This is a genomic window from Neorhizobium sp. T6_25, from assembly GCF_002968555.1.
Taxonomy (GTDB): Bacteria; Pseudomonadota; Alphaproteobacteria; order Rhizobiales; family Rhizobiaceae; genus Neorhizobium.
The window spans coordinates 355300-374276 of record NZ_PVBL01000001.1 but is presented as its reverse complement, the minus strand read 5'-3'; the positions used below and the strand labels follow the sequence as shown (position 1 = coordinate 374276).

17 protein-coding genes are annotated in these 18977 nt (G+C 62.5%); 7 read left to right on the top strand and 10 right to left on the bottom strand.

The window, feature by feature from the left end; genetic code table 11:
• Nucleotides 1-6: 6 nt before the first annotated feature.
• Complete coding sequence (locus C5L10_RS01665) at nt 7-1167, bottom strand: C45 family peptidase (RefSeq protein WP_105428240.1); 1161 nt, start codon at nt 1165-1167, stop codon at nt 7-9.
• Nucleotides 1168-1307: 140 nt separating this feature from the next.
• On the opposite strand from C5L10_RS01665, the gene C5L10_RS01660 reads away from it, so the two are divergent.
• Nucleotides 1308-2147: a GntR family transcriptional regulator gene (locus tag C5L10_RS01660; protein WP_172716867.1), complete on the top strand. Its 840-nt coding sequence runs from the start codon at nt 1308-1310 to the stop codon at nt 2145-2147.
• A 69-nt stretch (nt 2148-2216) separates the two neighbouring features.
• On the opposite strand, the gene C5L10_RS01655 is transcribed toward C5L10_RS01660, so the two are convergent.
• The 7 genes from C5L10_RS01655 to C5L10_RS01625 all read right to left on the bottom strand — a co-directional run bounded on the left by C5L10_RS01655 (nt 2217) and on the right by C5L10_RS01625 (nt 11500).
• On the bottom strand, nt 2217-3095 hold the full coding sequence (locus C5L10_RS01655; RefSeq protein ID WP_105428238.1) for a galactose mutarotase: 879 nt from the start codon (nt 3093-3095) through the stop codon (nt 2217-2219).
• Nucleotides 3082-4269 carry a galactarate dehydratase gene (locus tag C5L10_RS01650; protein WP_105428237.1) on the bottom strand — a complete coding sequence of 396 codons (1188 nt, stop codon included), beginning with the start codon at nt 4267-4269 and terminating at the stop codon, nt 3082-3084. The genes C5L10_RS01655 and C5L10_RS01650 overlap by 14 nt, the downstream gene beginning before the upstream one ends.
• Before the next feature lie 11 nt (nt 4270-4280).
• Nucleotides 4281-5513 carry a mandelate racemase/muconate lactonizing enzyme family protein gene (locus C5L10_RS01645; protein WP_105428236.1) on the bottom strand — a complete coding sequence of 411 codons (1233 nt, stop codon included), beginning with the start codon at nt 5511-5513 and terminating at the stop codon, nt 4281-4283.
• Nucleotides 5510-7270, bottom strand: a complete 1761-nt coding sequence (locus C5L10_RS01640; RefSeq protein ID WP_105428235.1) for an ABC transporter ATP-binding protein — start codon at nt 7268-7270, stop codon at nt 5510-5512. The genes C5L10_RS01645 and C5L10_RS01640 overlap by 4 nt, the downstream gene beginning before the upstream one ends.
• Before the next feature lie 7 nt (nt 7271-7277).
• A complete protein-coding gene (locus tag C5L10_RS01635) occupies nt 7278-8399 on the bottom strand; it encodes an ABC transporter permease (protein WP_105428234.1) in 1122 nt (373 codons plus the stop codon).
• A gap of 9 nt (nt 8400-8408) precedes the next feature.
• On the bottom strand, nt 8409-9395 hold the full coding sequence (locus C5L10_RS01630) for an ABC transporter permease (RefSeq protein ID WP_037085996.1): 987 nt from the start codon (nt 9393-9395) through the stop codon (nt 8409-8411).
• A 155-nt stretch (nt 9396-9550) separates the two neighbouring features.
• Complete coding sequence (locus C5L10_RS01625; protein ID WP_105428360.1) at nt 9551-11500, bottom strand: ABC transporter substrate-binding protein; 1950 nt, start codon at nt 11498-11500, stop codon at nt 9551-9553.
• 194 nt (nt 11501-11694) lie between these two features.
• On the opposite strand from C5L10_RS01625, the gene C5L10_RS01620 reads away from it, so the two are divergent.
• From C5L10_RS01620 to C5L10_RS01595, 6 genes are all read left to right on the top strand, one after another.
• Nucleotides 11695-11832 (top strand): hypothetical protein, encoded by a 138-nt coding sequence (locus tag C5L10_RS01620; protein ID WP_245282715.1) that lies wholly within the window; start codon nt 11695-11697, stop codon nt 11830-11832.
• Nucleotides 11832-12551 carry a FadR/GntR family transcriptional regulator gene (locus C5L10_RS01615; RefSeq protein WP_046665536.1) on the top strand — a complete coding sequence of 240 codons (720 nt, stop codon included), beginning with the start codon at nt 11832-11834 and terminating at the stop codon, nt 12549-12551. The genes C5L10_RS01620 and C5L10_RS01615 overlap by 1 nt, the downstream gene beginning before the upstream one ends.
• A gap of 45 nt (nt 12552-12596) precedes the next feature.
• A complete protein-coding gene (locus tag C5L10_RS01610; protein WP_105428233.1) occupies nt 12597-13427 on the top strand; it encodes an NAD(P)-dependent oxidoreductase in 831 nt (276 codons plus the stop codon).
• The gene (locus C5L10_RS01605; RefSeq protein ID WP_105428232.1) at nt 13424-14305 is read left to right on the top strand and encodes an SMP-30/gluconolactonase/LRE family protein; all 882 of its coding nucleotides are present in this window, start codon (nt 13424-13426) and stop codon (nt 14303-14305) included. The genes C5L10_RS01610 and C5L10_RS01605 overlap by 4 nt, the downstream gene beginning before the upstream one ends.
• A gap of 10 nt (nt 14306-14315) precedes the next feature.
• Nucleotides 14316-15242, top strand: coding sequence for a dihydrodipicolinate synthase family protein (locus tag C5L10_RS01600; RefSeq protein ID WP_105428231.1), 927 nt, complete (start codon nt 14316-14318; stop codon nt 15240-15242).
• A gap of 283 nt (nt 15243-15525) precedes the next feature.
• Nucleotides 15526-16662 carry a polysaccharide biosynthesis/export family protein gene (locus C5L10_RS01595; RefSeq protein ID WP_105428230.1) on the top strand — a complete coding sequence of 379 codons (1137 nt, stop codon included), beginning with the start codon at nt 15526-15528 and terminating at the stop codon, nt 16660-16662.
• A gap of 2 nt (nt 16663-16664) precedes the next feature.
• On the opposite strand, the gene C5L10_RS01590 is transcribed toward C5L10_RS01595, so the two are convergent.
• Together C5L10_RS01590 and tagF are read right to left on the bottom strand one after the other, a co-directional pair.
• Entirely contained in the window at nt 16665-17594 is a 930-nt protein-coding gene (locus tag C5L10_RS01590) for a serine/threonine-protein kinase (protein WP_245447890.1), read from the bottom strand.
• Entirely contained in the window at nt 17587-18972 is a 1386-nt protein-coding gene (tagF, locus tag C5L10_RS01585; protein ID WP_105428228.1) for a type VI secretion system-associated protein TagF, read from the bottom strand. Before tagF ends, C5L10_RS01590 begins: the two co-directional genes overlap by 8 nt.
• Nucleotides 18973-18977 lie beyond the last annotated feature (5 nt).

Sequence of the window (18977 nt, the reverse complement as noted above, 5' to 3'; positions counted from 1 at the left end):
TTTTCGTTAGGCCGCCGTCGTTTGAGCCTTGCGGGGCTCTTCGACAGGCCTGATCCTCATATCGAGGCTGTAGTTCCAGAAATGCGCTCCGAGCGCCGGCAGCAATGCGACCTCCATGCGGCCTTCACCCGGCACCATGACGATCATGGCGACCGTCGCGGACTGATTGTTGGACAGCGATTTGCGCGGCGGGCGGCAGACCGACCAGGGGCTTTCGAACGTATCGGAAAGCGCGGTCTTGACGGTGTCCACCGTGACCTTGCCGACATGCGGTTCGAGCAGCTGGCGGACGCGCAGGTCGCGGTAGAGCGAGTCCGGCATGTTGACGACGCCCTTGTCGAGCAGCTTTGACAGCGCAACCTGGCTTTGGAAATGGTTGGCATGCACCAGCACGCCGTTTTCCGGATGAACCAGAAAAGTTTCGTCGGGCGCACATTCGAAATCGATTGCGACGCCGTGGGCGTGGCCGATCATCATGTTGTTCGACGCCGACTTGCGGGTTCCGTAAACCGCCTGCATCGACATCGCCAGATGGTCCTGTTCCAGAACCTTGCGGCGGATGATGGCGAGCGGCACGCCGAGTTCCCGGTAGTCCCGGTCGGTTTCAAGGTAGTTGCCGCTGATCGAGATGCCGGCGGAGTTGAAGCCCGTACGCGCAAGGCCGCCAGCTTCGGTGAAGGTGATGATATCCGGCCCGTCGCTGCGCTTGATCTTGAGCACGATCGCCGTTTCGGCGCATTCAGCCTTCCAGTCCCAATTCTGGGCGTGGATGAAGACGTTGTCACGCGTGGCGGAGGGCATGACGAAAACGCCGGTGCAGCCATCCGACTGGATGAAGTCCGCCTGGCCCTTTTCCCGGCGGCGCGCAAGCTTGAGGATTTCGGTGCGTGCGTTGAGCAGCAGGATTGCAGCCAGATCGGTGTCCACAGCCTTGGCGATGCCGCGCATCTCCTCGATATACTGGGGGCCATAGTCCTCGATCGCGCTGGCGAAACGGTCAATCATCGCCGCCAGGTCGTTGTCTTTCAGACCGGAGGAATGCAGCTGGTCCTTGTAGTGGCCGATGCCCTTGAGGATGCGCTCCGCCGCCTGTTCGCCATATTGTTGGCCGCGCTCGAATGGCGTACCAGAAATCTCGATGAGCGGGCAGGGAAGAGGCAAGGTCATGATGACGTGTTCCAGATGCTGTATGGCGGCAGGCCGAACGCTTGCCTTCGCCTAAAAAGTATTTCATACAACAAAAACCAAAACAAAGGGAAAGGCAAGCGGAAATGTCAGACGCGTCCACGCCTCTTCAGCAGGACCTGATGCGTCGCATCGTCGACGTCATCCATGAGGACAACCTCCAGCCAGGGGCGAGACTGCGCCAGAACCAGTTGGCGGACCGGCTGCGCGTGTCCCGCACGCCGGTTCGGATGGCGCTCGAATTAATGGAATCCCGCGGCTTCGTGCAGCACGAGCAAAACAAGGGGATGACGCTTTCGGCAATTCCTCCCCGGGTAGAGACACCGGAGGCGCCGCCCGCCGATGAAGAACTTCTCGTCGCGATCGCCAAGCTGCGGCGCGACGGCAAATTGCCGGAGCAGTTCGCGGAGCTGGAACTGATGCGGTTGACCGGGCAGGAGCGGACGCCTGTTCGTCAGGCGCTGATCAAGCTGGAGGGCCTTGGCGTGATTCAGCGCCGAAAAGGCTATGGGTGGCAGTTTTTCGATCCGGTTCGCGACGTGCGTGCTCGGCAAGAAAGCTATGATTTTCGGCTGCTCATCGAATGCGCAGCCATCCTGTCGCCGGATTTTTCGCTTTCCGCCGACTGGATCAGCTCGATGCGATCACGGCACCAGGCAATGCTGAGTGCGGCCTGGACCGACGCATCGAGCGTCACGCTGTTCGAAATGAACGCGGAATTCCACCTCGGCATCAGCGCAGCGTCTGGAAACCGCTATATTGAGGAGGCCATGAACCGCCAGAACCAGCTTCGCCGTCTATCCAACTACAACTGGCAGCATGGCGCTGATCGCGTAGCCGTTACCTGTCGAGAGCATCTGGAAATACTCGAGCGACTCGAGGCGGGCGATAGTGAAGTCGCGGCGGCTCTCATGCGCAAGCATCTGACCGGTGCCCGGGGAACCTCTAAAGCGAGAACTTGAGTTTTGTAAGATAAAAACCTCTCGAGAGGCTATCGCGCCGCTCCGGTGGCCCAAACTCGCGCCGCGTGCTCAAAGGACCCTGAGAGAAAAGGCAAGGCTTGCCGAGCGCTGTTCCCCCGCTCGCAGCACGAAAAGGCCGGAATCACTGGCAAGAGGAAAACCGAAGGCGCCGGCAACGTGCGATACGGGTTCGAGGCAGACATAATCTGCGGTGCGATGAGCGACGAGGTGTTTCAGTTCCGGCGCGGCCGTCAAGGTGGCCTCGATGCCTCCGTTGGTGACAACCGCGGCCCGCTGCCAGTCCGAAAGAAAAAGGGTGTGGGCCTCGTTCGGCAGTAGTTTCGCGCTGCGCGCTTCAGATCGGATTCCGTCTGGAACGCCCCTGTCACCTGGCGGCCAAATCCTGCCGGCATCGCAGGATGCCGGCCTGCCGAGATCAGCCGCAAAATAGGGATGCCAGCCCAATCCGCCGGGCATGGAGGCCTGGCCGGTATTGGTCATTGTAAGCTCGATATCGAGCCGGTCGTCGCCGAGCACGAAGCGCTGTACAGCGCTGAAGTCAAAGGGCCAGTCGGGATCGGCGCGGTAGTGCAGCACTAGTTCGATCCGATCGGCGCCGAGCGAGGCCACCTGCCAGGTGCGGCGATGGGCCGGGCCGTGCTGGGCATCGTTCCGAAGTGCCGGGTGCGGCAGAACTGCATGACGTTTGCCGTCATGCATGAAAGCCGCACCAAGGAGCTTGTTGTGATAGGGAAACAGCGGATAAGCGCCAGCCTTCGGCCAGTTCAGCGGCTCGAATTCCGGACCGGCGGTCGGTACCAGGATATCGCCCAGCTGGTCATGCACGAGATGGGTCATCCGGCCGCCGTTTTCGGGCAGGAAACGGGCCTCAAGCGGCCCGCTACGAATGCTTGGCCAATGCTTTCCTGTCATTTCAGGCGAAGGCATAGGACCCGTCCGGTCGCTTCGGCACGCGCCGCTGCCAGTGGACGTAGCCGTCCTCCTGCATCGCCTTTTCGTCCATCTCCACACCCCAGCCGGGACGGTCCGGGCGAAGCTCGAGATAACCGTCCTTCGGCAGGTAGGGATCGGCGACGTAACGCGCCGACGCTTCCCGCGTCTCGACTTCGGTCCCGCCATAGACATAGGCCTGGCCCGTCGGCAGGCGATATTCGAGGATCTTGAAATTCTGCTGGGCGGCCGAGAAATGCACGTTGACCGCGGTTGCCAGAGGTCCCATCGGGTTGTGCGGGGCCACGCCGACATAAAAGGCCTCGGCAAGCGTCGCGATGCGGCGCATTTCCGACAGCCCGCCGACGACGCAGATGTCCGGCTGGATCAAATCCGCACCCTTCACCTGCAGCAGACGCAGGAATTCGTAGCGGCTGTAGAGGCTTTCGCCGGTTGCCAGCGTGCATTCGAGCCCCTGCTTGAGTTCGCCCCATGCCTCGATGTTTTCCGGCCGGAGCGGTTCTTCGTAGAACAGCGGGTCGTAAGGTGCGAGTGCGTTGCCGAGCTGCCGGGCGGCGGCGGGCTCGTAGATCTTGGCATGCGCGTCGAAGGCGATCTCGTAATCGTCACGGACCGTCTCGCGGAGTTGGCGGAAGTAGTCCGCGGACGCCTTCACCACATTGCCCCAGCGGTTGGTGTGCATATCGATCCGCCAGGGGCTGAGCTTGAACGCGGTGAACCCCCAGCCTTCGTTCAGCCGATCGAATTCGTCGCGCGCCGCCGGTGCGTCCGGCGCGGTGTAGACGCCGGCATAGACCTTGATCTTGTCGCGCACCTCGCCGCCGAGCAGCTTGTAGACGGGCAGGCCCGCAGCTTTCGCGGTCAGGTCCCAGAGGCAATGGTCGAGGCCGGCGATCGCCGCAAGCCCCATGGCGCCGGGAGGAAACCGGCTCTGCTGGATCATCAGATTGACGAGGTAGTCCACCCGCGTCGGGTCCTGGCCGGCAACAAAGCCGTAAAGATAGTCGAGAAGCGGCGGCAGCGCCTTGTCCGGCCCGTGGTTGTAGCATTCGCCCCAGCCGGTCAGGCCGTCGTCGGTATCGAGCGCGACGATGACACGCGGGCGGTCCTTGTCGCGGGTCATGAAAACCCGCATCCGGTCGATCTTCATCTTCTGTGTCCTTACTTGCCGAAATACTGCCGACGCGACACACGCGTCTGCACATAGAGATGTTCGCCCCAGGTGCCCGGCGCATAGGCGCCGCTATCCGGCTGAACCTGTACGGAGAGATTGCCCTGGCTCGGGTAGCGGGCAACGAATTCCTCGTCGATATCGCAGCCCAGTCCCGGCGCGTCCGGCACCACGATCAAGCCGTTTTCCTGGACCGGATGCGGCACGATCACGCTCTTGCGTCCCTCCCAGTCATCGTCGAGGCGTTCCAGGATCAACGCATTCGGGATCGCGGCCATCAAATGCAGAGCGGCATATTCGGCGACCGGCCCGAGCGAGCCGGAATGCGGCGCGAACTGGATGTGGTGCGCCTCTGCCATGGCGGCAATCTTCTTCATCTGGGTAATGCCGCCGGCACGTCCGGTATCCGGCTGGATGATGTCGACCAGTTCCTTCTCGATCAGCTCGCGCTCACCGAAAATCGTGGCGCTCCGTTCGCCGGCGGCAAGCGGCACATGCGCTGCATCGCGGATGCGGCGGTAGCCATCTACGTTCTCCGGCGCGATCGGGTCTTCCACCCACATCAGCTCATAAGGCTCGAGCTTGCGCACCAGCCGGCAGGCATCGGCGGGCGTCATCCATGGCGCGCCGTGAAGGTCGATGGCGATATCCATCTCGTCGCCGACCGCCTCGCGCAACGCGGCGACCTTTCGGACTGGATCGGAAACGCCGCCGCATTTGATTGCCTTGATGCCGCGGCTCTTCACGGCAAGCGCCTGTTCCACGGTATTGGCATGCGAATAGATCGGAATATGGTCGCGAACCTTGCCGCCGAGCAGGTTCCAGACCGGCACGCCGAGCGCCTTGCCCTTGATGTCCCAGAGCGCCATGTCGATGCCGGTCATGGCACCGCCGCCGACCGTGCCGAGCATGCCGTGGCCCATCATGGCGATCATCATCTTCTGCCACAGCTTTTCGATATGCGTCGGATCCTCGCCGATCAGGAGCGGCGCGAGATCCTTGATCGCGGTCTCGATGACGCGCGGCCAGCCGGAGCATTCGCCGATGCCGGTAATCCCCTCGTCGGTATCGATCTTCAGGAACAGCCAGTTGCGGGTGCCGCCGAAATAACCTCGTTCAGACGATCCCGGACCGGAAGAAGGAGATGCGTCGTCGGACGCCCATTTCGAACGGTGCGGCTGGCCCACATGCATGAGGAAGGTGCGAATTCCCGTGATTTTCATCGCGCAGAACTTCTATTCTTGACGTTGCTGGGATCGATGTGGGGGCTGGGCTCGATGTACCGGAACCGCTTCGAGCGATCGCGATCGCGGGGATCCGGCCGGGGAATGGCCGAAATCAATGCCTGCGTATAGGGGTGATCAGGGTTGTTGCAGACCTTTTCCGCTTCGCCGACTTCGACAAGCCGGCCGCGATACATGACCCCGACCCGGTCGCACATGTAGCGAATGACGCCGATATCGTGGCTGATGAAGATGTAGGCGAGCTTGAGCTCGTCCTGCAGCCGCATCAGGAGATCCAGCACCTGGAAGCGTACCGAGACGTCGAGCGCCGACGTCGCCTCGTCCGCCACGATGATGCGCGGATTGAGCGTGATCGCCCGCGCGATGCCGATGCGCTGGCGCTGGCCGCCGGAAAAGGCGTGCGGGTAACGTTCCCGCCCTGCGGGATCGAGACCCACCTGATCCATCAGGTGGCAGACCCGCTCGTCGAGTTCCTTGCCCTTCGACAGGCCGTTGACCAGCAGCGGCTCGCCGATCACCTGCGCGACCGTCATGCGCGGGTTGAGCGAGCCGAACGGGTCCTGGAAGACCATGCGCAGCTCTCGACGGGCGGCTTTCAGTTCGCGCCCCTCAAGCTTGGCAAGATCGACCACCCTGCCATCGGCGCGCCGGTAGTGCATTTCGCCGGATGCCGGATCGTAGAGCCGCATGATCGAGCGGCCCAGGGTCGTCTTGCCGGAACCGCTTTCGCCCACGATGCCGAGCGTCTCGCCGGGCAGGAGAGCGATCGAGACGTCGTTCAGGGCCTTCATCTCCCCGAAATGCATGGAGAGGTTGCGGATGTCGAGGATCGGTTCGGCGGTCGTGTCGAGCGGCGGGCGCGCGAGGCGGATTTCCGCCTTCTGCTCCAGCTTGAGCACGGAGCCGATAAGCATCTTCGTATAGGGATCCTTCGGCGTATGGAAAATCTGGTCGACCGGCCCGTATTCCTTGATGACGCCGTGATGCATGACCAGCACGTCGTCGGCAATCTGTGCCACCACGCCCATGTCGTGGGTGATGAACAGCACCGCCATTCCGGTCGTCTGCTGCAGGCGCTTGATCAAGTCGAGGATTTCCGCCTGGGTCGTCACGTCGAGCGCGGTGGTCGGCTCGTCGGCGATCAGCAGTTGCGGCTTGCATGCAAGCGCCATGGCGATCATGGCGCGCTGGCGCATGCCGCCGGAATATTGGAAGGCGTAGCGGTCGAGCGCCTGTTCCGGATTTGGGATTTCCACCTGCCGGAGCAGTTCGGCGGCTTCCTTGCGGGCCTGCGCCTTGCTCATGTTCAAATGCAGCCGCAGCACTTCGGTAATCTGGTCGCCGACGGTGTGCACCGGCGAAAGCGACGACATCGGCTCCTGGAAGATCATCGCGATGTCGCGGCCGCGGACGGCGCGGATCGCCTTGCTGCGCGGATCAAGCCTCGCCAGGTCGACCGAAGTGCCGTCCTGGCGGTTGAGGATGATCGAACCGGAGGCGATGCGGCCGGGCGAGTCGATGATCTGCAGGATCGAGCGGGCGGTGACGGATTTGCCGGAGCCGCTTTCGCCGACCACGCACAGGGTCTTGCCGGGCTCGATCGAAAAGGAGATGTCGTTGACCGCCTTGAAGATGCCGGTGCGAAGCGGAAACTCCGTCACCAGGTTCTTTACCTCGAGCAGCGTCTTGCCCGCAGCCAATGAAGAACGGGGCGTGATGGATAGGATGTCGGTCATCCGCGCCTCACTTGTTGTACGGGTCGGCCGCATCACGCAGACCGTCGCCGAAAAGGTTGAGTGCCATGACGGCGATGACGACCGCGAGCCCCGGCATGAACAGCCATGGTGCGGTGGCGATGGAGCGGATGTTCTGCGCCTCGCGCAAAAGAACGCCCCAGGAAACTGTCGGCGGCTGCAGGCCGAGGCCGAGGAAAGAGAGCGATGTTTCCGCCAGGATCATCGCCGGCACGGCCAAGGTCATCGAGGCGATGATATGGCTCGAGAAGCTCGGCAGCATGTGGCGGAAGATGATGCGGCCCTCCGAGACGCCGTCGAGACGGGCAGCGGCGACGAATTCCTCGGTCCGAAGCGACAGGAAGCGGCCGCGCACGACACGGGCAAGCTGGGCCCAGCCGGTAAACGACAGGATGATGGTGATCATCATGTACTGCAGCGCCGCCGGCCACCCCTGCGGCAGGGCTGCAGCGAGCGCCAGCCAGATCGGAATGGTCGGCAGCGACAGCACGAAGTCGATGACGCGCTGCATGACGAAGTCGATCCGGCCGCCATAATATCCGGAAATGCCGCCGAGCACGATGCCGAGCAGCAGCGACAGGAAAACACCGACCAGGCCGATCGACAGCGAGATCTGTGCACCCTGCACCGTGCGGCTGTAGACGTCGCGTCCGAGACGGTCGGCGCCGAACAGATAGAGCGGCTTGGTGTTGTCGGTGGTGGCGATGAGGTGGATGTCGGTCTCGAACAGGCCAAGCACCGAGTAGGTGTAGCCACGCCCGAAGAACTGGATCGGGATCTTCGTATTGGTATCCTCGACGAAGATGGCGGCAAGCGTGTTCGGATCGCGCGTCAGCTTCATCCCGTAATAATACGGACCAAAACTGAACCCGTTGGTCGTGTCGAGGAAATGAATGCTCTGCGGCGGATGAAAGGTCGAGCGGGCGTTCTGCAGGATCGGGTCGTTGATCGCGAAAAAGCCCGGGAAGATCGCGACAATGTACATCGCGACGGTGACGAAAAGGGCGGCCATTGCGAGCTTGTGCCGCTTGAAGGCCCACCAGATCAGCTGCCATTGCGCCGCGACGGCGACGCGATCGGGGCGATCGTTAAGGATGGTTGCATCGACCATTCGGGCCTCCTATTCGAGCCGGATGCGCGGATCGACCAGCGCAAGCAGGATGTCGCTGATCAGCGAGCCGATCAGCGTGAGAGCGCAGATCAGGAGCACGAAGGCGCCCGCGAGATACATGTCCTGGGCCATCAGCGCCTGGAGAAGCAGGGGCGCCGCTGTCGGCAGGTTGAGCACGATCGCCACGACGACCGAGCCGGAGATCAGGTTGGGCAAAAGCCAGGCGATCGTCGAGATGAACGGGTTGAGTGCGATGCGCAGCGGGTATTTGATCAGCAGCCGGAACTCCGAGAGCCCCTTGGCACGGGCAGTCGTGACATAAGGTTTGGGCAGCTCGTCCAGCATGTTGGCGCGCATGACGCGGATCAGGCTCGCAGTCGAGGACACCGCGAGGATCGCCACCGGCAGCCACAGACGCGACAGAAGGTCGAGCGTCTTGGCAATGCTCCAGGGCGCCGTCTCGTATTCCGGTGAGAAAAGGCCGCCCACATCCGCGCCGAACTCGACGGCGGCGATATACATCAGCACCAGCGCCAACAGGAAAGACGGGATCGACAGGCCGAAGAACGTGAAGGCCGTGAATGCATAGTCACCGATCGAATATTTCTTGACCGCCGAATAGACGCCGATCGGCAGCGCGATCGCCCAGGTGGCGATCAGGCTTGCGAGCGCGAGTACCAGGGTCAGCGCCATGCGCTCCCAGATAAGGCCGGAGACCGGTTGCTGCCATTCGAACGAGATGCCGAAATCACCGCGGGAAAGAATTCCCCAGATCCATTTCAGATATTGCACCAGCATGGACTGGTCGAGGCCGAACCGCTCGCGCAGTGCGGCTGCGGTGTTCTGATCGACCACTTCGTTGGAGGAGGCAAGCGTCGCGATATAGGTGGTGACGAAGTCGCCTGGCGGAAGCTGGATGAGAACGAAGGCGAGGAAGCTCACCGCAAACAGCGACGGGATCATCCATAGCAGACGTTTGATGATAAATTTCAGCATGCAAAGCTCGCAATTCGGATTGCACGGCATGCCAATACGAAAGCCTTTGGCCATCGTTCGGGCAGGTGATGCAGTGGGACCGGAAGGGTGCCGCCGCCGGTCGGGCGGCGGCACAGTTGGAGTAAATCAGCTCATGCTCATCAGTTCGTGCCCGCTCAGCTCGTGAATGTGAACTGCTGCGGCAGGGCAGGGCCGGGGTTCGGCCAGGACCAGCTGTCGGGCTGTTTTTCCGGAACGTTGCGCAGGTTGTTGCGGATCACGCCGAAGCCACCCACAGCGAGGCAGATCCCCATGACTTCGAATTCTTCAGCAGCGATATCGAAGACCTGCTTCATGATCGCGCCGCGCTTGTTGACATCGGCCGTGGAACGAGCCTCGTCATAGAGCTTGAAGCGTTTCTTCTGGCTTTCCGGGGGCTCTTCGCCCTTGGCGCCGTTGGACGTGTACCAGAGTGTCCACGGAATGGCGTAACGCGATCCCTGCGGATGGAAGGCGAAGAAGTCGCGCGGATCGAGCATCGGGTCGAGACCGCCGGGACCCGGCCAGACCTGCGCATCATGGGCGTTGTCGTCGCCTCTCGTATAATAGAGAGCGCGTTCGATGGTGTTGACCTTCATGCTGATACCGATCTTCACCCAATGCGCCTTCACCAGTTCCAGCACGTCGACGAGGTCGGGATAGAGCGTCGGGATGACGTCGACCGCGAAGAAGAGCGGCTGGCCGTCAGGCCGAAGACGGATGCCGTTCGCATTCTTCTTGTCGAGGCCAGCCTTGTCGAGCATGGCATTGGCCTTGTCCGTCGCAAATTCGGTGAACTGCCGTGCCAGCTTCTCGTGATACCACGGGTGGCCGGGGCGCGGGCCGGTCTGGTAACCCTCGCTCTGCCCGAAATAGACAATGTCGATGATTTCCTGGCGGTTGATGCCCATCGACAGCGCCTGGCGGAACGACTTGTCTGCAAAAATCTTCCGCAGCACCGGATCCTTGTGGGTCATGTTGAGGTAGAGCGAGCACTGCTGCGCCGCCGACGGTACGAGCGACAGCAGGCGGTAATCGCCCTTCTTCATGTTCTGCGACAGCGTCGGCTTGTTCGCGAGCGAGTTGATATGGCGCTCCTGAATGTCGATCTTGCCGGAGATGACATTGAGCATCAGCGACTCGACGTCCTGAGAGATGCCGAAATTCAGCTCGTCGACATAGGGCAGCTGGTTGCCCTCGGTATCGACCTGCCAGAAGTAGGGATTGCGAACCATCAGCACCCGGGTCGCGCCGCCGGAATAGGCCTCCTTGATCATCCAGGGATCGAGTACCGGCTTCTCGGCATTGCCCCAGCGCTGCGGAATTTCGATGTCGCCGCACTTGGCACGGAAAAGGTCCGGCCAGCTCGATGAACCGGCCGCCTTCACGTCCGCGTCGAGGTTCGGGTTGTATTTCGGCAGGAACTTGCTGCAGTAGTGCTTGGCAAACAGCGTCGGATGCTGGCCAAGCGGGGTCGCAAGGTTTTCCAGATAAAGCGCGTTGGCTGCCGCGAAGGTGAACTTGACGGTGTAGTCGTCGATCTTTTCGACCACGACCGGCTTGCCGGCCACCGAAATCTGCGCCGGCGTCGAGCTGTAGAGTTCCTTGTTCTTGACGACGTCCTCGATGGCGAAAACCACGTCGTCGGCCGTGAACGGATGGCCGTCCGACCACTTCACACCCTTCAAGAGGTAGAAGGTGAACTGCGAGGCATCCGCATTGACTTCCCACCTCTCCGCGAGATTCGGCAGAGCTTCGGTGAAGTCCATGTTCCAGCGCACCAGGCCCTGGTTGCCGACCATGCGCAGGATGCCGTTATGGTCAGACGAGCCGCGAAGGCCGCGCCGCAGCGTGCCGCCGTAAGTGCCTATTTTTTCCCAGGGCTTCACGACCATAGGGTTCTTCGGAAGACGTTCGGCAAGCGGCGGAAGCTTGCCGTCCTTGACGAGGGCCGCAAGCTGCGGCGCCTCCTTGGTCGCAGCCGCGCTGGCGCTGCCGCCCGCAACCGACAGGGCAACGGCCCCGCCAACGCCTGCGAGGAACGTCCGGCGGGTAACGCCGGAAGACATATTTTCGTCGTCGCGCATCAATTCCTCCCAAATGAACCGCCGACCTGAAAGGCGATCGATGACAGGTTCCCTACCGTCATGACCGCCGAGGACCTCCATCCCATCGGCTAAAACGACCATAAGCAGGTTTTCAGATGATTACAAGTATTGACAGATTTTTACAGGTTACATACTGCTGGTTTAAAAGAGCCCCGTCGACAGGGAGGAGACGCATGACTTTCAGCGAAGACTCGCGCGAGGATTTCGTCGAAGAACGCGTGAGGGCGGGCGAGGGCATCTTCGGGCTTTATCCGCCGGAAGCCGAAGCCGAGCAGGCGTTTCGCGAATGGAGACGTGAAAAGGGACGTTGATGAACCAATCGGGCGTGATAGCGGCCGCGAAGGCGGAGCCTCGTTTCAGCGACATCATCTACGAGAAGATCGTAGGCATGATCGCCGACGGCCGTTTTCCCATCAACGAGCGCCTTCCGTCCGAGCCGAACCTTGCAGTCATGTTCGGGGCATCGCGGCCGGTGGTGCGCGAAGCCTTGGAGCGGCTTCGCAGGGATGAGTTGATCGTGTCTCGCAAGGGATCCGGCTCCTATGTGCGGCAGCGGCCGGACTCGTCGGTGCTGAGGCAGGTTCCTGTCGGATCGCTTGCGGACGTGCAACGGTTCTTCGAGTTCCGCGCCGGACTTGAGGCGGAAGCGGCAGAATTGGCAGCCCGCAACTGGCAGGCCAACGACAGGATCCGTATCCTTTCGGCGCTTGCGGCCCTCGAACACTGTCTGGAAATCGGCGAGCTCGGTGCGGAAGAGGACCAGTACCTGCACGACGCCATCGCCGCGGCGACCGGTAACCAGTTCCACGTCACCGTCCGGGATTGGTTCAGACCGCATTTTTCGATCGGCATGTCGGTGACCCGCAGCCTCAGCCTCAAGCGGACGCCACTGCATGTGCGGCACGTGCAGGACGAGCATCAGGCGATCGTGGAGGCGATCCTGGCACGGCGGGAAACGGCGGCCCATGACGCGATGAAGAACCATATACTGAATGCGCGCGCCCGCATGTTCCAGGGCGTGGGAGGCTAGGAGACCTTCGATTTCAGGCGATGCGAGGCATCGCGAGGAGGGGTGGTGAAACGGATTGCGATAACGGGTGGTGCGGGCAATATCGCCACGCAGCTTAGGGGATTTCTGCGCCCCGAGGCGGAGCACATCAGGCTGATCGACATCAGGCCGGCGAGAGAACTCGCGTCGAACGAAAGCTTCTTCGAGGGCGATCTCGCGGATGCAGACGCAATGCGTGCCGCACTCGAGGGCATGGACGGCGTCATTCACCTCGGCGGGCTCCCCCGCGAGGCCGATATCGGCGACATGCTGCAGACTAATATTCTCGGCACCTACAATCTGTACGATGCCGCCCGCGCCAACGGCACGAACCGCGTCGTTTTCGCATCCAGCAACCACGCGACCGGCTTCTATCCCCGTTCCCGAACGATCACGCCTCTCGACGTGCCGCGGCCCGACACGCGCTACGGCCTGTCGAAATGCTGGGGCGAGATGGTCGCCGGGTTTTATTACGACAAGGCGGGTATCCGCACGCTGTCTATCCGCATCGGCAATGCCGGTCCCTATCCGAACAGCGAACGGGCGGCGGCGATCTGGATCAGCCCGCGCGACCTGTTCCAGCTTGTGAAGATCGGCCTCACCCATCCCGACATCGCTGCCGCGGTCGTCTACGGCATGTCGCGCAACGATGCCGGCTGGTGGAAGGATGAACTTGCAGAGCGGCTCGGCTACCGCCCACAGGATTTGTCGCGCGATCATCTACGGCTCGAGCCGGTGGATGAAAGCCCGGTTGCCGCATTCTTCCAGGGCGGAGGTTTCTGCGATCCGCAACACGACGGAACAATCCGGCTCCGGGACGAGAACGGACTGATCGTATTCACGGAGGCTGCACGATGAGCGAAACAAAGATCATCACACCGAACGTTCGCCGCGTCATCGACTTTCCCCTTAAGGTCGGAGAATCCCCCACCTGGGACGAGCGCACCGGCGATCTCTGGTTCGTCGACATCCTCGCACCCGCGGCAATCTGCCTGCGGGCCGTCGGCGCCGTCGATCGGTTCGAGATGCCGGCGAAGATCGGCTGCCTGGCTCTTTGTGAAAATGGCGAGGTCGCGGTGGCGCTGGAAAGCGGCGTATACCTGCTGAACCCCCAAACGGGCTCGATGAAACTGCTCTGCGACCCCGACGGCGGGCGGCCGGACAGTCGGCTTAACGACGGAAAGGCCGGGCCGGACGGCTGCTTCTGGGTCGGTACTCGCGACGAGGCGATACCGCAGACGGGCAACGGCCGCCTTTACCGGGTGAAGCCGGACGGGTCGGTCGACACGGTGATCGATGGCGACCTGATGACCTCCAACGGTATCGCCTGGAGCCCGGATGGGGGGACGATGTACCATTCCGACAGCAGTGGGCTCTACGCGCAGATCTTCGATTTCGATCCGGCGCACGGCGTCACAGGTCCTCCTCGCCGCCTGCATGACTTCACCCCGGAGGAAGGACGGCCGGACGGTGCCGCCGTGGATGCCGATGGATTTTATTGGATCGCCGGCCAGCAGGGGGGACGGCTCAACCGCATCTCGCCGGATGGAATAGTTGTCGAGGCCTATCTGATGCCTGCCAAGGGGCCGAGCATGCCGTGCTTCGGCGGACCCGATCTCGCTACTCTCTACGTGACCACGCTCTCGACCGACAATAACGGCACTTTCGAAGACGGCACGATCTACGCCTTCGAGCCGGGGGTCCGCGGCACGCCTGTTCATCGCTTCGCAATCTGAGGAAAAGCTTATGGATATCCTGACATTCCGCGAAATCCTGACCGGCATTTCCGGCGTACCGATCACCGCCTACGGAGCGGATGGCGAGGTCGACATCAGTGTCACCCGAGCGATTTACGCGCGAGTGGCGAAAGCCGGCATCCACAATATCGTCGCGGCCGGCAATACCGGTGAATTTTATGCGCTCACGCCGGCGGAAATCACGGTCGTCACCGAAGCGGCAGTGGCGGGCGTCGATGGCAAGGCGCCGGTGACGGCTGCCGTAGGCCGCTCGTTGCGAGAAGCGATTGCCATGGCAAGGACGGCGAAGACGATCGGTGCGTCCGCCGTCATGTCGCACCAGCCGGTCGATCCTTTCGCGGCACCCGCCGCCCAGATCGACTATTTCCGCAATCTCGCCGATGCCTCCCTGCTGCCGATGGTCGCTTATGTCAGGGCGGACGGTTTCAGCTTGGACGACATGCTGCGGCTCGCGGCTCATCCGAACATCGCCGGCATCAAGTTCGCGACGACCGACATCCTGCTTTTATCTCGGGTCGTCGCGGCATCCGCTGCCGGCAACGCCCTGTTCATCTGCGGCCTGGCGGAAAGCTGGGCGCCGGCCTTCACCGCTGCCGGCGCCCGGGGGTTCACCTCCGGTCTCGTCAATGTCGCGCCCCAAATTTCGCTGGCGATTCATGCCGCACTTGAGGCCGGAGACTATCAGGTGGCCCGCCGGATGATCGAAATCATCGAGCCCTTCGAGCGGATGCGCACGCAATACCGCAACGGCGCAAATGTTACGGTCGTCAAGGAAGCCGTGGAGATAGAGCTTGGCCTTTCCGTCGGCGAAGTGCGGGTTCCCGGCCTGCCGCGGCTCGCTCCGGAAGACCGGGTAAAATTGACGGAAACGCTCGGCAAATGGCCATCCCTGATGAGCCGAGCATCCGGTTATTGAAGCCGGCGACCTCGGCCGAACCTCCCGCGAAACTTCGGGCCGAATCAGGGGCCGCCCTTCGCAAGTTCGTCGCTTGCAAGCGCGCCAATCGAGGCCGATTGGGGGCGATTATCAAGGCTGGTTCGGGGTCGGACAGGTCGACCAGCTGGGGTAGAGTTGCACATCAACCACAGGTACTCGCCCCCAAGCTGTCATAATGGCTTTTTTGTGCCCGGTTCGTATTGCGGTGACGCATCGACTTGATACTTGTCAAGGAAACGAGGCTTTTCCAAAAGGATACGGGATGCGGAAGCTTGCCACTTGCGTCTTTGTTGCGTTTCTCAGCGCCTGCGCCGCACCGTCGGACGGCCCGACAGCCGGCAGGTTCTACGACGCGACGGATCCCCAGACCGGCCAGAAGATTCCCGTCGTGCGGTTGGCGAATGCGCCGATGGAACCGTTCAACCCTGCTCCGCTTGGCTATTCCGCGACCGATCAAGGCCTGAGCGTCCTGCGCTCAACAGGTTTTGCGGATAGCCGGCTGCGCCGCGGCGACGTCATCGAGGTCACCATCCTCGATACCGGCGAGGAGGGCATGTTCTCTTCGACCCAGAGCAAGACGCTGAATCTGGGGCGCTTCACCGTCGATTCCGCCGGCACCGTGACCCTGCCCTTTGTCGGAAAGCAGCGTGTGCTGGAATCCTCGCCGGAGGCGCTGCAGACGCGGATCGCGTCCGGCCTGAAGGGTTCGGCAGTCAACCCGCAGGCGGTGGTCTCCGTGGTCGAAAAGCCCACGACCGGCTTCACGGTCAATGGCGATGTCCGCGCGGCCGGCCGTTTTCCGCTCACCGCACGCAAGGAGCGTGTTCTCGACGCCATCGCTCTCGCAGGCGGTGCCTCCTCGGCGCCGACTGCCGCGACCGTGACCGTCATTCGCGGCAAGCAGAGGGCCAGCGCGCCGCTCGAACGGGTGCTCAACGAGGATCGCCAGAACATCTACCTCTTGCCGGAAGACCAGGTCTATATCGGCAAGGATGCGCCGTCGTTTACGGCTTTCGGGGCTTTCAAGAGCGTCGGGGAGTTCGAATTCGAGCCGGGCAAGCTAACCCTGATGCAGGCGTTCAGCCGTGCGGGCGGGCTGCTCGACGACCGGGCCGACGCAAGCAATTTCTATGTGGTGCGCAACCAGCCGGTCTACAGCCAGGTTGCGGTGGCAAACGCTGCCAAGAACCCCGGCACGGCCGTGATGACGACCAAGCCGGTCATCTACCGCGTGGACATGAAGGACGTCGCCAACCTGTCGCTGATGCAGCGGTTCAAGATGGCGGACGGCGACATTCTCTATGCCAGCAATTCGGGCCTGGTGGATTTCGCCAAGCTCTTCACGATCTATCAGAAGAGCGCGCCGACGGCCGCCGCGCCGCTGCCCGGCAGCAACTGACCCTAACCCGGGTTTTCTTTGCCAAGGCCGCCCAGCAGATGCAGGGCGGCTTTCGCGTTTTCGGGCCTCTCCTGCGGTTCCGGACGCGCCAGGTCCGCAGCGAGCTGGCGCAAACACTCCACCATCGCGCCGGGCTCCCGGCAATGATCGAGAAGCATCGACAGGATGAGGCCGGCTGCATGGAGATCGGAACGGCCGTCAAGGGCCAGTCCCGCCAATTGTTCCGGGGGCGCGAATCGCGGGCGACCGGCAAAGGCGATGTCGAGATCCCGATGACGACGCCCCGTTTCCAGTGCGATGCCGAAATCGCCAATCTTCAGCCGGGAGAGATCACCGTCGCGATAGCGAAGATTGGAGAGTGACAGGTCGCCATGGACAAAGCCGGCCGCATGGATCGCGTCGAGCCCCCTCAAGATGGCGGCGATGATGTGCGTGATGTCGTCGACCGAGAGCGGCGTCTCCCCGACAAGATCGGCGAGGCTGTGGTCGATCCATTCGAGGACCAGGGCCGGCCGGCCGTCGGCAAGCCGCAGAAGTGTCTCGGTGGCGGCCACGTTCGGATGGCGGATGGCGCCGCCGATCCTCGCCTCGCGCAGCAGGAGCCCTCGCGCGACCGGGTCGTCTGCCTGGTCGGGGCGGAGCGTCTTGATGGCATGCAGGCTATCGCGGTCGCGATGACGGGCGCGATGGATCCGTGTCGACGTGCCCTCGTGGACCACGGCTTCGAGCACGAAAGTATTGGCGACGATCGTGACGTCGTGGCCGGTGAGGCGGTCTTCGCCCCTGTCGAGGGCGTCGCGGACCTGATCGATCAGAAGGTGGCGCCCCGCTGGGTCGCGGACACTGCCTCCGGCGGCGGCGAGAGCCTGCCAGAGCGCTGCAAATTTGCGCGCGACATCTTCAAATTCTGGGTTCCCGGGATGATCAACCACGATCGGCCTTCACGTCAACGACCGTGACGCTGAAGTTTTCACGGCAATTTCCGATCAGGGCTTCCTGTGCCAGCACGGCGGAAACCTTGCCGAGTTCTGTCGAGAGCATGATGTTCGCAATGCTGCGTTCGGACAAGACCTGGGGCAGGGGATTGCTGCAGAGCAGGAACCGGTCGCCCGGATGCAATCGGCCAGAGACGACATCGGGTACCAATTGGCCTTTCAGGCCGATCCCTCTCGCCAGCGAGCGCCTGAGACCGATTTTGGTGTGGTCGCGCGTAAGGCAACGCATCATGCCGTCGCGCAGCAGATAGCAGCGGGCATCTCCTGCCCACAGAACCGCAAAACTCTCATGCAGCGATGCCAGAACGACGATGCTCGCCGCGGGCGCGGATCGCTCCGAGGTGAGGTGGCCGGATTGCAGCAGGCCATGGGCCTGACCGAGCTTTCCCTTGATTTCCTGGACAAGCGCCTCGATCGTCTCCTGGGACGCCGCGTCCCCCAGCATGCCGGCGGCGATCTTGCTGGCTTCGACCGCGCTATTGCCATCGCCAACCCCATCCACGATCGCGAATATCGACGGTATTGAGGAGATGAAGATGCTGTCGGCGTTGACAGACAGGCGGGTTCCGGGATGGCTGGCATAGCTGTGGAGGAGCTTCAAATGTCGGGGCGCTTCAGCCGTCGCCGGCTTCGGTTCAGCCGTCGCCAGTGGCTGGCGGGGGGCGGATCCGGGTTGCTCTGCTTCCTTGGCGGCGTCTTCGGCAAACAGCCTCAGGAAATCCGACGGGCCGGGAGCGCCGCTGACGCGGAACCCCTTCATTCGCCGGTCTTCCCAATTCATTCGCCACCAGAACGTTCCCGGCTGCGTGAAGCTGCTTTGCTCCACCCCGCCATCGAACTGACCGGGCCTTGGCGGTCTTAGCTGTTTCAGGCTCGTCGTGAAGGTGTCGATGTCGAAATCGCGGCGAGCTGACGTCTCGGCCAGTCCCTCGGTTGCAACGAACCACGTATCATCGAGGCAAAGGCTGCGCGGATCTCCGGAAAACCCGTGAAGCTGGGCGGCAACGACAAGCGGAAAGCTGCGGCCGACGCGGTCGAGGCTCGGCACGATGACGCCGGCGACGGTGGCCGGTACCCAGAGGCCCTGCTCGACGATGAAACGCCAGGACGGCATGGACCTGAAGCGGCGTTCCCACTGGCTGCCGAACTCCGCCTGGATGGCCTGGAGACTGGTTTGCAGCCATGCATCGAGCGCGTCGTGCAGTTTTCGCCCCAGCCCGGTCCAAACGAAATCGCCATGGGTCGGCAGCTTGCCGAAGAAGCCGATACGGTCGGCGTCTGACGAAGTCTGGCCCAGCGTCGCGCGTTCGTTCATGGCGT

Excerpts from the sequence above, each read along its gene's own strand:
- C5L10_RS01665 (WP_105428240.1), bottom strand. The coding sequence starts at position 1,167 with ATGACCTTGCCTCTTCCCTGCCCGCTCATCGAGATTTCTGGTACGCCA.
- C5L10_RS01660 (WP_172716867.1), top strand. The coding sequence starts at position 1,308 with ATGCGTCGCATCGTCGACGTCATCCATGAGGACAACCTCCAGCCAGGG.
- C5L10_RS01655 (WP_105428238.1), bottom strand. The coding sequence starts at position 3,095 with ATGCCTTCGCCTGAAATGACAGGAAAGCATTGGCCAAGCATTCGTAGC.
- C5L10_RS01650 (WP_105428237.1), bottom strand. The coding sequence starts at position 4,269 with ATGAAGATCGACCGGATGCGGGTTTTCATGACCCGCGACAAGGACCGC.
- C5L10_RS01645 (WP_105428236.1), bottom strand. The coding sequence starts at position 5,513 with ATGAAAATCACGGGAATTCGCACCTTCCTCATGCATGTGGGCCAGCCG.
- C5L10_RS01640 (WP_105428235.1), bottom strand. The coding sequence starts at position 7,270 with ATGACCGACATCCTATCCATCACGCCCCGTTCTTCATTGGCTGCGGGC.
- C5L10_RS01635 (WP_105428234.1), bottom strand. The coding sequence starts at position 8,399 with ATGGTCGATGCAACCATCCTTAACGATCGCCCCGATCGCGTCGCCGTC.
- C5L10_RS01630 (WP_037085996.1), bottom strand. The coding sequence starts at position 9,395 with ATGCTGAAATTTATCATCAAACGTCTGCTATGGATGATCCCGTCGCTG.
- C5L10_RS01625 (WP_105428360.1), bottom strand. The coding sequence starts at position 11,500 with ATGCGCGACGACGAAAATATGTCTTCCGGCGTTACCCGCCGGACGTTC.
- C5L10_RS01620 (WP_245282715.1), top strand. The coding sequence starts at position 11,695 with ATGACTTTCAGCGAAGACTCGCGCGAGGATTTCGTCGAAGAACGCGTG.
- C5L10_RS01615 (WP_046665536.1), top strand. The coding sequence starts at position 11,832 with ATGAACCAATCGGGCGTGATAGCGGCCGCGAAGGCGGAGCCTCGTTTC.
- C5L10_RS01605 (WP_105428232.1), top strand. The coding sequence starts at position 13,424 with ATGAGCGAAACAAAGATCATCACACCGAACGTTCGCCGCGTCATCGAC.
- C5L10_RS01600 (WP_105428231.1), top strand. The coding sequence starts at position 14,316 with ATGGATATCCTGACATTCCGCGAAATCCTGACCGGCATTTCCGGCGTA.
- C5L10_RS01595 (WP_105428230.1), top strand. The coding sequence starts at position 15,526 with ATGCGGAAGCTTGCCACTTGCGTCTTTGTTGCGTTTCTCAGCGCCTGC.
- tagF (WP_105428228.1), bottom strand. The coding sequence starts at position 18,972 with ATGAACGAACGCGCGACGCTGGGCCAGACTTCGTCAGACGCCGACCGT.